We start from the raw sequence: 11599 nt of genomic DNA, 5'->3' as shown, positions 1-11599 counted from the left end.
TCCCCCTTCGGCTTCCTTCAGACCCCACCGTTACCAGTGACGCCCTTGCCTACGGGTTGTCTTCCCGCTGGTTAGGTGACAGGGTTTCTTTCAACCCATCGGCTCGGCAGACATGCCGGGCGAACAAATAGAGGGCGATTTATCAATCGCCCTTGCAAATAAGGGAGGATGTTATTCAGGAAGTATCTGTTTATTTACTCCCTATGGGATTACTCTCACGTATCCAAACTTTTTCTGTGCATTAACGGGAACACCCGCGAAAGAGAATTCCTTAACTATGAATTTTTTTGAGTCACAGCTTCCAATATCTCCGCCAGATCATAAATCCTTACCGCCTTGTCCTGACCCGCCTGCTTCACCTTAATGCCGTCATTCATCATGGTCATGCAGAAAGGACAGGCTGTGCACAGTACATCCGCGCCGCTTACGAAAACCTGCTCAGCTCTCATATGGTTTACCCGGGTGCCTTCTTCTTCCATCCAGGCGCCGCCGCCACCGCCGCCGCAGCAAAAACTCCTTCCCCTGTTTCTCTGCATTTCAAGTAGTTTTACGCCACTGATATTTTGCAGCACTTCCCGGGGAATTTCAAAAATTTCGTTATACCGGCCCAAGTAACAGGGATCATGATAAGTTACCGTTTCCGTGAAAGCGCTTTCTACGACGAGCTTCTTTTCCTTCAGCAATTTAGCCAGGTATTCAGTGTGATGGTAAACTTCATAATTTTGACCGAATTCACCGTCTATTTGCGGGTACTCGTTTTTAAAGGCGTTATAGCAATGCGGGCATGTCGTCACAATGGTTTTAACCTTATGCTTTTTTAAGAGGTTGATATTATCCCGGACCAGGCCGTCATATAAAAATTCGTTCCCCAGGCGCCGGGCCGGATCCCCGCAACAATTTTCTTTTTCTCCTAATATTCCGAAATGTACTCCCGAGCGTTTGAGCAGTTCGGCAAACGCCTGGGCTATTTTCATGTTCCGGTCGTCAAGGGCCGCCGTGCAGCCAACCCAGAAAAGAATCTCTTTGTTGTTTTCCTTGACCAGTTCTTCGACCCATGAACCGCGAAACCAGCTTGAACGCGAGGCCATAGTGCCTTTATAAGGGTGGCCCCTGTCCTCCAGACAACGGATGGCGTTGTCGACGCCGCTGGGATAGGACGCTTCTTCCATCGCCAGATAGCGGCGCAAGTTAACATTTTTAGGCACGTGTTCGATCATCACCGGGCAAATATACTGGCACGCGCCACAGGTTTTGCACGACCATAACTCTTCTTCCGCAACTACACTGCCGATCAGGCTGCTTTCCAACAGACTCCCGGTCTCCCCGCTTGACTCGTTCTGTTCCGCGTAGGCGTGAGCTAGGCCGGGGCTGATTTCTTTCCCGCACTCCAGCAGGTGTTCTTTCATATTATTGATAAACCGCTTTGATGAAAGGGGCGTACTGCTCAGATAAGCGGGGCAGTTATCCTGGCAGCGGCCGCACTGGGTGCAAGTCAACATGTCTAACAGGTGTTTCCAGCTAAAATCAGTGATTTTTCTTACGCCCAGAGTTGCCTGCTCATCCTCGAAATCAACCGGCTGAAGCATTTTTCCCATGGGATTGAGGGAACGGAAAAATGTGTTGAAGGGACAGGCGACTAAATGCATGTGTTTGGAGTAAGGAATAAATACCAGAAAACCAAGGATGATTAAGACATGCGCCCACCAAAAAGTAAAATACAGTATATTTAAAGTTTCCAGGCTCCAGCCTTGTTTGCCCAGGAAATCCGAAATAATCGCTGTTACCGGCGCCGCTTCCGAAGCCGCCGGGTGAGCGGCCGCCCTAAGTCCGTCCGCTATAAAAAGGGTCAGGACCACACCGGTGATTAGCGATAAAATAATTGCCGCTTCCGGGTTATGGTCAAGCCGGTCCGGTTTGACTACGTAACGGCGCCAGGCCGCCATCAGGAGTCCGATTAGCACTAAAACCGCGAATAAATCTTGAATCAGGTAAAAAGCCGGGTAATGACCCAATAAAGGCAAAACGAATCCGGGGTACAATCCTTCTCCGAAAAATTGCAGTTCACCCAGGCCAAGAACTAAAAATCCCCAGAAGATGAGCACGTGCAACAGCCCCGGATATGCTTCATCCAATACTTTTTTCTGGCCGAGCACGTAAACAAATAAAGATTTCACCCGCTCACCTATTTGATCGAACCTGTCTTCGGGTTGGCCTAAACGCAGGATTAAATAACGCTGTCTTATAGCCATGGCGAAAAGCCAGATTGCGGCAGCTAAAATAATAATGAAAACAATTATGCCAGGCAGTCCCATACCAATTCCTCCCTCTCTTCAATATTATGCAAACGGCCTCGTGATAGAGGCCGTTATGCATATTCCGTCAACCCTAAGCCATTTCTTTTACTTTTTCGATCAGCGGCGGCAGAACTTCTTTGTAGTCGCCAACCACCCCAAGCCTGGCCGCCCCAAAAATCGGCGCCTCGGGATCGGTATTGATAGCCACGATGACCTTGGAACCGGAACACCCGGCCAAATGCTGGCAGGCTCCTGAGATACCCACCGCCAGATAAATGTCCGGCGCGACGATCTTGCCGGTTTGACCCACTTGCTTCGAGCTGCTGACCCAGCCGCTGTCTACCGCTACGCGGCTGGCGCCTACAGCGCCTCCCAGCAAGCCGGCCAGTTCTTCCAGCAGGGCAAAGTTTTCCGGCCCGCCGAGCCCCTGCCCCCCGGACACAACCACTCTGGCATCCTCCAGGCGGACGCCTGCCGTTTGCTCCTCCACCCGCTCAATTAATTTAAAAGGGTTGGGAGGAATGGCGGACGGCTTGACCTGGATTGTTTCCGCTGCCACTTGCTCCGGCTGGGCGGGTTCAATACTGCGCCGGCGCATGGCCACTACAGCCGGGGCGTCACTCATCGCCACTTGCGCCATCGCCTTACCGCCAAACACCGGCTTGGTAAAGACAATTCGCCCGGTTTCTTTATCCGCGTTAAAGCTTAAGCAGTCGACAAGAGCCGTCTTGCCCAACCGCTTTGCCAGTCTGGGCGCCATTTCGCGTCCTTGCGCGTTGGTTACGAACAGGACCACCGCCGGCTCGCATTCCCGGCACACCGCTTCCAGCGCGGCCAGGTATCCTTCGCAGTAATACTGTTCCAGAGCGGCGTCTTGCACCGAATATATCTTGCTCGCCCCGTATTCCCCTGCCGCCGCGCATACCGCGCCGGTTTCCGCGCCGATTACCGCCGCTGCCAGCACAGCATCCAGCTCTGCGGCGATACTTTTACCGGCGCCGAGAACTTCCAGGCTGTCACGGGACAGGTTTCCTTGATCCAACAGACAGGTCAGGACTAAGGACATTTTTCTTCCCCCAATCTTACCGCTAGTCATGTACGTTCAAAAGCTCTACATCACTTTTAACTCCAAAAGCCGCTTGATTAAATTATCCGCTTTTTCTCCGCCGTCTTCGCCCGGGATGATTTCACAGTTTACCTCTTTGACCGGAATCTCCAGACTCGCCAGTTCTAAGCGGCCGCCTTGCGGCTCTACGTTAATCTGCTCAACTTTTTTACGCATGGCCGCCATGGTATCTTTTACCTTGGCAATGCGAAGAACGTTTGTCTCGTGGTTAGTAACAACCGCCACAAGAGGCACGTTTCCTTCAAGTACTTCATATCCTTCTTCGAGTTCGCGCTTTAAAACCAGCCCGCCGGACCCAGGCTCAATGCCTGTCACCAGATTCGCGCCCGGCCAGCCGAGTTCTTCCGACAAAATCAACCCAACCTGGCCGCCGTCCCAGTCACCGGCTTGCCGTCCGCAGATCACCAGGTCCGCTCCCAGTTCCCTGGCCGCGCCCGCGAGCAGGCCGGCCACAATACCGCCGGACAGTTTACAGTCTTGCTCCAGCGGCACCCGGACGGCCCGGTCCGCTTTCACGGCTAAAGCCTTGCGCAAGACATCTTCGGCGCCCTCCGGGCCGACTGTAACCGCCGTCACAGTCGCCCCGGCTATTTTTTCCCGCAATTGCAGCCCTACTTCCAGCGCGTTCTGGTCAAACGAACTCATCACCAGGGGCACGCCTTCAGTGGCGGGGGTCATTTCTCCCTTCTCCAGCCGGAAATCCCGCGGCGGCAGTTCCGGATCGAGTATTTGTTTCAAACAGACCATGATTTGCACTGTTATCCCTCCCCGCTATTAAAAACCGCGACCCAACAGGCTCCGGGCGATAACTATCCGCTGGATCTCGTTTGTCCCCTCGTAAATCTGCTGAATTTTGGCGTCCCGGAACATTCTTTCCAGAGGGTACTCCTTGCTGTAACCGTATCCGCCTAGTATTTGAATGGCCTCTGAAGTTACTTCCATCGCCGCGTCGGAGGCAAAGGCCTTGGCTATGGCTGTATATTTCCCCCGGTCGTGAACCTTGCGGTCATACTTGTCTGCCGCCACATAAGTCAGGTAGCGCGCCGCCTGTGTTTTTATCTCCATATCGGCCAGCTTCATCTGAATGGCCTGGAATTTACCGATGGGGCTGCCGAACTGCACCCGGTCACGCGCGTACTGCACCGCGAAGTCAAGGGCGCCCTGAGCCAGGCCGAGGGCTTGGGCCGCTACTTCCGACCTGGTTTTGTCAAGCACCTGCATGGCTATTTTAAACCCGTCCCCTTCGGCGCCCAGCAGGTTTTCCTTGGGAACCCGCATGTTGTCGAAGAACAACTCCGCCGTCGGCGTGCCCTTCACACCCATCTTATGCTCCAAATTGCGGACAACCAGACCTTCTCCTTTTTCCACGGCGAAACAAGACAATTTTTTTTGTCCGGTATTCTGATCTATTGTTTTGGCAAAAACCGTAAGAATATCGGCGATATTGCCAAAAGAAATAAAACGTTTGGTGCCGTTGATTACATATTCATCTCCGTCCAGTACGGCGGTACTCTGAATGCCTCCCACGTCGGAACCGGCGTTGGGCTCGGTAAGAGCGTAGGCGCACAGCTTTTCTCCGCTGGCCAAGCCGGGCAGAAACCGCTGCTTCTGTTCTTCCGTACCGGCAATGACAATAGCCGCTGAGCCAAGGCACTGGCCACCCGGGATCATGGCCACACTGGCGCTGACTTTGGCTATTTCCTCAACCGCGATCACCACGGGAAGCGCTTTGCCGCCGGTCCCGCCATACTCCTCCGGAAAAGGCATGGCCAGTATCTCGTGTTCCGCCAGGGCTTCCTTGATATCCCAGGGAAACTCATCCTTCTCGTCTATTTCCGCGGCCCGGGGAGCTATCTTTTCCTGCGCCAGATCCCGCACCATTTCCTTTAAAAACACCAGTTCCTTGTCAAGTTCGAAGTTCAAGTCCTCACCCCTTCAGCCTGTTATTGTTTCACCCGCAAAGACCGTTAAATGTTTTCAGGCTTTTTCAAAAGCGTAAAATACTCTTTCCTGAAGGTTGATTGCGCCTTTCTTGCCGTCAACCGGCAACGGATCGACCGGATAGACAACTAGTTTTACTTCGTCGCCCTCCTTCAAATCACCCATTTTACAATTCATTACCCGGGCGAAAACAGTCAGTTGATCGTCCAATTCAATCATGGCGTGAATCAAGGGGGTTTCAAATCCTACCGGCACTCCCACTTCTTCTTCCGTCACTATCAGAACTTTGCCTTTGAGCGGCAGATCGACATACTCCAGGTTTTCAGACAAGCATTCGGGACAGACCACCCTGGGTGGGAATGCCCGGGTGCCGCAATCACGGCAACTGGTAGTAGTAAAACGTCCTTCTTTGAGATTGTCGTAAAACGGGTGAATACGGGTCATTTCCTTGCTTTGAAGCGGCCACATATCCATTGTCGCGGAATATTTTCCTTCAACTATACTCATTATGCCAGATCCCTCCCGTAAATTAATACCGTGTGCGCAGCAATGAAACCACTCAGGTTATGGGTAAGGCCGATCCTGGCCCCTTCCACCTGACGCACCGCGTCACCTCTCAACTGATGCATGATTTCAATCCCCTGGCGAATGCCCGTCGCGCCGAAGGGGTGCCCGCAGGACAACAAACCGCCGTCCGTGTTAATCGGCACTTGCCCGCCGAAGTCGGATTGGCCCGCCTGAACAAAGGGACCGCCTTCACCTTTTTCACAGAAACCAAGGTCTTCAGTTTCAATGATTTCTGAGATGGTAAAACAGTCGTGGGTTTGAGCGACATTAACGTCTTTGGCCGTCACACCGGCTTTGGCATAGGCCTGTTTGGCCGCGATTCTTAAAGACTCCCAGGTCGACCAGTTGCGCATATTGGCGGACATATTGTGCAGGGTAGCCTGTCCGGTGCCTCTGATATAAACAAGCGGCTTATCGGTTAAATACTTGGCTTTTTCTTCCGCCGCCAGGATAATTGCCGCGGCGCCGTCGGTAACAGGACAGCAATCGAAAAGTTTCATGGGGCGTACGATGGCCCTGGCGTTCATAGCCTGCTCAAGCGTGATCGCTTCCTGGTATTGACCCTTCTTGTTATTCAGGCCGTTGCGGCGGTTCTTCACCGATACCATGGCCAGTTGTTCTTCGGTAGTGCCGTATAGCTTCATATGTTGTTGAGCAACCGCGGAAAATACCGGCGGCGGCAGGCCCAGCCCCTGGGTGCCGTCCCAGTCATGGTCCACGGAAGCAAGCTCGCTGTAGTTGACTTCCCAACGCTGAGGGGTGAACAGCTTTTCACCGCCAATGACCATCACCACGTCAGCTTTCCCGCTTCTGATCATCGCGTCGGCAAGAATAATGCCGCTGCTGCCGGTGGCGCACAGCAGTTCCACCCGGCAACAAATATTAACCGGCCTGATGCCAAGGCTCTCAGCCACTACCGGAGCCAGGTGGGTTTGGAAGGAACAGCGCTCTGTATAGGCTGAACCCACAATCAACCCGTCAATATCCTTATTGGTAACCGCCGGGTTTTCCTCGAAAGCGGCTTTGCCGGCCTCCTGGAACATATCCCGCTCGCTGGCCTGGCGCGCTCCCCATACTGACTGTCCGCCAGCAATAACACAAACGTTTCTCATACAGTCTCCTCCAATCTTGACATTGTATTATAAGTTTTCATGCATTACTTTCCTGTAAAAACAGGTTTGCGCTTTTCCATGAAAGCGCCGATTCCTTCCCGGCGGTCATCGCTGGCAAATACCAGGATGAAATTTTTCGTTTCAAAATCCAGCGCTTCTGACAAGCTCATATTCAGCCCTGCATTCACGGAATTCTTAATTACACCTAACGCATGCGCGGACTTCACCGCCAGTTTATTGGCTAGGGCTTTCGCCTCTTGCGCCAGATCGGCCACCGGGACCACCTTGTTGACCAGGCCATATTGACCGGCTTGATTGGCGTCAATCATTTCCCCCAGGAAGAGCAGCTCCTTCGCCCGGGCGACTCCTAGCAAGCGGGGCAACCGCTGCGTGGCGCCCCCGCCTGGGATAATCCCCAGGTTAATCTCGGGCAGGGCAAACTTGGCTGTCTCCGACGCCAGCCGGAAATCGCAGGTCAAGGCCAGTTCGCAGCCGCCGCCCAACGCCAGCCCGTTCACAGCCGCTATTGTCGGCTTGCTCATATTCTCAATCGAGACAAAAGCGCTTCTGGCCGTCTTGCAGAAATGATAAGCTCCCACCGGAGTCAGGTCCTTCATTTCAGTTATGTCGACGCCGGCAGCGAACGCTTTGTCTCCGGACCCGGTGATAACCACCACCCGGACGGCAGGGTCAGCGTCAAGTTCAGCCGCGACTTGCCCGAGTTCCTGAAACAGGCGGGTGTTCAGAGCATTGACCGGCGGCCTGTTTAAAGATATGGTGGCTATTCCTTCCTCAATCTGAAGAGCGATAGTCTCATACATAACCATTAACTCCTTATTTATCTTTTGATTTAATAGTTATACCATCCTGAGCCCGTCTTGCGGCCCAGCCGGCCGGCGCGGATCAGTTCCTTGAGCGCCAGGGGAGGGTTCCAGCGAATATCTTTACACTCGTCGCAGAAGTAGTTGGCGACATGGTAACCGATGTCAGTCCCGGTGAAATCATGTAATTCAAAAGGACCCATGGGGTGGTTCAAGCCCAGCTTGACAGCAATGTCGACATCCTCCGGGGTTGCCACTCCTTCTTCAACTAACTTGATTGCTTCAATATATTGTGCCATCATCACCCGGTTTACGACAAAACCCGGTGAATCTTTTTTAACCACAATCGACTTTTTATTGAATTTAACCGTTACGTCAAGCAGTGTATTGACTGTATCATCACTTGTGTAATAGCCCCTGATAATTTCAACCAATCTCATTACCGGCGCGGGGTTAAAGAAATGCAAGCCCGCTACCCGGTCAGGACGCTTGGTGGAAGCGGCGATTTGGGTTATGGAAATTGAAGAGGTGTTTGTTGTTAACAAAGCTTCCGGCTTACAGACCTGGTCGAGTTGATTAAAAGCGTCTTTTTTAACCTGAAGATCTTCGATAATCGCCTCGATAACCACATCTACATCGTTAAATTCATCGACACCGGTCGTCCGGACAATCTTGCCAATTATCGCGTCCTTCTGCTCAGCGGTCATTTTGCCTTTCTCCACGCTTTTGTTTAAGAAGTTGCCGATCCATTTAAGCCCCTTATCAACAAAAGCTAAATCAATGTCACTTAATACGACGTCATAGCCGGATTGTGCCGCCACCAGGGCAATGCCGCTGCCCATGGCGCCCGCTCCCAATACGCCTATCTTTTTAACCTCCATGCAGATCATCCCTTCCTTTAATATTTAACTTCTGATACGATCATCAGAATTTATGAACATAAGGTCTAGTCAACCGTCAACAAACGTTTCATAATCTTGCCGGTTGAACTCTTGGAAGCCTCTTTGGAGGCCTCGGGCATTTCCCAGTAGCCCTTGAAAATTCCGTTCCCCTTGACCAGAATCTCTCCAACTTCACCTGCCGGCAGTTCATTGAAATTTTCATCCACAATCTTCATGGAATACCCCGGCGCCACCGGTCCGATTGAGCCGATTTTGCTGTGCCCCCACCTGTTGTAGGTCACCGTGGCGCCAGTCTCTGTTGAGCCGTAATACTCACATAAACCTTTACCAAAGGTTTCCTCAATTTTATTAAACAGCTCCGGAGGCATGGCGTATCCGGCTGTTTGTTTGAGGCGCCAGGAACTGAGGTCATATTTTTCCGGCGAGTAGGAATTCATCATAAAAATATACATGGTCGGAACACCGGCAAAGTGAGTAACCTTGTAATTGGAAAGTAACTCCAACGCCTTCTCCGGGTTAAAGCGCGACATACTGAGCACACTGGCTCCAACGTATAAAGGCCCTAACAGAGTTACGGTAATAAAAATGTGGCAGTAAGGAGTTGCCGTCATAAAAATGTCCTGCTCGCTAATTTGCTCGGCCACGCCGTTTATTGCGGCTTTAGTCACGAAGTTTTTGTGGGTGAGCATGACTCCCTTGGGCCGCCCGGTGGTGCCGGAAGTGTAAAGCATCGTCGCTGTGTCGTCTTCAGCGCAGTCCACGGTAGCCAGAACATCTGAATTTTCCGAAATGAATGATTGAAAATCAATTGTCCCTTCCACAGCTTCCCCCAGTGTCACGATCTTTTCCACTGACGGGATTTCGTTCAGGATGTTCAAAATGTTTTGTTGAACCTCTTTCGATGCGCCGACCACCACTTTAGCCCGGGAATTACTTAAGATATAAGATATCTCACCGGTTTTATACAGAATATTAAACGGCAATGCCACTGCGCCGATTTTCATGGCGCCGAAAAAAGCGATAAGCCATTCAGGGCCGTTCGGCAGATAAACACCCACTCTGTCGCCCTTCTGAACCCCCAATTTGATCAGGCCGTTGCCAAACCGGTTAATCAGTTGGTTATACTCCGACCAGGTAAATTCACGACCGTCGTCGCCGCAGATGACAGCTCTGCGGTTAGGGTATAATTCAGCGTTTCTTGTTATAAAGTCAACAATATTCACCTATTTTCCTCCTTTATATTATTTTTTTAAAAAGCCACAACAAACAGCCTCAACACCCTGCTAATGGACAGTTTTGATCATAAAACACCGGATTATTTCCAGCGCTAGTAACTTTTTTGATAAGGCCTCCTTCCTATAACAGTTTTTAATTTTTATATAATACAGAACATTGCAAAATACATGCCTCCAGATAAATGATAAATACACCATAAAGAAAACTAAAAACCCCTCAAATTTTCTGGAAATATGTCAGTTTAATTCATTAATGAATTAATTTAGCTAACATACTTTAGAAATCAATATTTGAGGGGTTTATTTAATAATAATATTAAGTTATTTTTAACTTATTTGAACCAGTTTTAACTTTTACTTACGTCTAAAAGAAATTAATATCGTAATAATAAACTAAAAATATTCACTAGATACTATAAGCACTCTTTATTTTCTTATTACATACATACTCAGCTCTGCCAGTAGATAATTTTCAAATATAAACTATATAATGTAGATTTAGGCGGACTTTGATCCTGAAACAGGGTTTGAAACAGGCTGAGGCTTAATAAAAGGCGCGCCCATCGGCAAGATAGACCGACCGAAAGCTGTATTCAGGATAACCGCGGCGCTGGTGTACACACCGAAGGTACCACCGGAAAATGCGAGCCAACCGGCGATAGGCGCCATCTCATGAGGCCAGACGCCCATGTCCATAAAGGAAATAATCCAAAGGGCCGGCGTCAAACTGATCACGACTCCAAACAAGCATTTCGGGGATTTAAGGTAAGCCGGAGCCCACAGGGTAACCGCGGCTGCAAGAGGCAGCCAGCCCCAACCGTCAACGTGCGCATCGATTTTCCAGCCGTTTACAGACGCGAAAAACTTAAAAATAAATTCCAGCCCGGTTACTAGCATAAAGAAAGCGGAAAAAAAGGTAAAAATATTGCCGGCTAAGATATTACCTTCTTTCAATTCCACAATGCCAACGATAATCTGTACGGCAAAACCGCCTAATAACCATATGCCCATTAATCCACTAGAGGCAGGGGTTATTTTTCCGGTCAGAAGAGCAAAGAAAGTAAAGCATGCCATTGCCAGCGCTACCAACCCTGCCGGGCTTGGTGTGGCCCAACTGTGACTTTTCTCCGACATAAACGATATCCTCCTTTGAAAAATAGTAGTCTTCGGTAAATCCGAAAAAGCAGATGATTCAAGATGTACGCCATGGGCATTTAGTGTTTCCGCCGATAGTTCGAATAGCAACTGACCATACCTGTTTACCGCTTTTTTCCTTAGGCCTCCTTTCAATTTTGCAATTTTCTATCAATACAGAACATTGCAAAATACATGCCTTCAGGTGTTATCGAGCAAAAGCTAAAACGGAAGAAAAAAATCCGCAAGTTCTTTGCGGAAAACGTCAGTTTAATTCATTACTGAATTAATTCGGCCAACACATTTAATCACCCAATATTTGATGGGTTCGTCAAACAGTAATATTAAGTTATTTTAAACTTATTTAAACCAGTATTAACTTTTTACCTATCAATATGAAAGGATCATTATGAAAGGATTATTACAGAATAATATTTTTAAATTATTTGCAACATGGTAGTTATATT

10 protein-coding genes are annotated in these 11599 nt (G+C 50.0%); all 10 read right to left on the bottom strand.

Translation table 11 applies throughout. The annotated features are described in order from the left end of the window. Positions 1–275: 275 nt before the first annotated feature. The gene (locus tag L7E55_RS15130) at positions 276–2312 is read right to left on the bottom strand and encodes a heterodisulfide reductase-related iron-sulfur binding cluster (protein WP_277445159.1); all 2037 of its coding nucleotides are present in this window, start codon (positions 2310–2312) and stop codon (positions 276–278) included. Positions 2313–2385: 73 nt separating this feature from the next. Then, on the bottom strand, positions 2386–3360 hold the full coding sequence (locus tag L7E55_RS15125; RefSeq protein WP_277445158.1) for an electron transfer flavoprotein subunit alpha/FixB family protein: 975 nt from the start codon (positions 3358–3360) through the stop codon (positions 2386–2388). A 45-nt stretch (positions 3361–3405) separates the two neighbouring features. Next, entirely contained in the window at positions 3406–4167 is a 762-nt protein-coding gene (locus tag L7E55_RS15120) for an electron transfer flavoprotein subunit beta/FixA family protein (protein WP_277445160.1), read from the bottom strand. Positions 4168–4194: 27 nt separating this feature from the next. Further along, positions 4195–5343: an acyl-CoA dehydrogenase family protein gene (locus tag L7E55_RS15115; RefSeq protein ID WP_277445157.1), complete on the bottom strand. Its 1149-nt coding sequence runs from the start codon at positions 5341–5343 to the stop codon at positions 4195–4197. Between the two features lie 54 nt (positions 5344–5397). Beyond that, entirely contained in the window at positions 5398–5868 is a 471-nt protein-coding gene (locus tag L7E55_RS15110; RefSeq protein ID WP_277445156.1) for a Zn-ribbon domain-containing OB-fold protein, read from the bottom strand. After that, positions 5868–7040, bottom strand: coding sequence for a thiolase family protein (locus L7E55_RS15105; protein WP_277445155.1), 1173 nt, complete (start codon positions 7038–7040; stop codon positions 5868–5870). Before L7E55_RS15105 ends, L7E55_RS15110 begins: the two co-directional genes overlap by 1 nt. A 44-nt stretch (positions 7041–7084) precedes the next feature. Then, the gene (locus tag L7E55_RS15100; RefSeq protein WP_420852057.1) at positions 7085–7861 is read right to left on the bottom strand and encodes an enoyl-CoA hydratase/isomerase family protein; all 777 of its coding nucleotides are present in this window, start codon (positions 7859–7861) and stop codon (positions 7085–7087) included. Positions 7862–7890: 29 nt separating this feature from the next. Further along, entirely contained in the window at positions 7891–8742 is an 852-nt protein-coding gene (locus L7E55_RS15095; RefSeq protein WP_277445153.1) for a 3-hydroxyacyl-CoA dehydrogenase family protein, read from the bottom strand. Between the two features lie 65 nt (positions 8743–8807). Next, the gene (locus L7E55_RS15090; protein ID WP_277445152.1) at positions 8808–9986 is read right to left on the bottom strand and encodes a class I adenylate-forming enzyme family protein; all 1179 of its coding nucleotides are present in this window, start codon (positions 9984–9986) and stop codon (positions 8808–8810) included. A gap of 510 nt (positions 9987–10496) precedes the next feature. Further along, positions 10497–11132: an acetate uptake transporter family protein gene (locus L7E55_RS15085; RefSeq protein ID WP_277445151.1), complete on the bottom strand. Its 636-nt coding sequence runs from the start codon at positions 11130–11132 to the stop codon at positions 10497–10499. Positions 11133–11599 lie beyond the last annotated feature (467 nt).

Source organism: Pelotomaculum isophthalicicum JI (genome assembly GCF_029478095.1).
Lineage (GTDB): Bacteria > Bacillota > Desulfotomaculia > Desulfotomaculales > Pelotomaculaceae > Pelotomaculum_D > Pelotomaculum_D isophthalicicum.
The sequence above is the reverse complement of the archived record's forward strand: the minus strand, read 5'-3'. Positions and strand labels throughout refer to the sequence as shown.

Bases quoted from the DNA above. Each gene is read 5' to 3' on its own strand.
- L7E55_RS15130 (WP_277445159.1), bottom strand. From the start codon at position 2,312: ATGGGACTGCCTGGCATAATTGTTTTCATTATTATTTTAGCTGCCGCA.
- L7E55_RS15125 (WP_277445158.1), bottom strand. From the start codon at position 3,360: ATGTCCTTAGTCCTGACCTGTCTGTTGGATCAAGGAAACCTGTCCCGT.
- L7E55_RS15120 (WP_277445160.1), bottom strand. From the start codon at position 4,167: ATGGTCTGTTTGAAACAAATACTCGATCCGGAACTGCCGCCGCGGGAT.
- L7E55_RS15110 (WP_277445156.1), bottom strand. From the start codon at position 5,868: ATGAGTATAGTTGAAGGAAAATATTCCGCGACAATGGATATGTGGCCG.
- L7E55_RS15105 (WP_277445155.1), bottom strand. From the start codon at position 7,040: ATGAGAAACGTTTGTGTTATTGCTGGCGGACAGTCAGTATGGGGAGCG.
- L7E55_RS15100 (WP_420852057.1), bottom strand. From the start codon at position 7,861: ATGTATGAGACTATCGCTCTTCAGATTGAGGAAGGAATAGCCACCATA.
- L7E55_RS15095 (WP_277445153.1), bottom strand. From the start codon at position 8,742: ATGGAGGTTAAAAAGATAGGCGTATTGGGAGCGGGCGCCATGGGCAGC.
- L7E55_RS15085 (WP_277445151.1), bottom strand. From the start codon at position 11,132: ATGTCGGAGAAAAGTCACAGTTGGGCCACACCAAGCCCGGCAGGGTTG.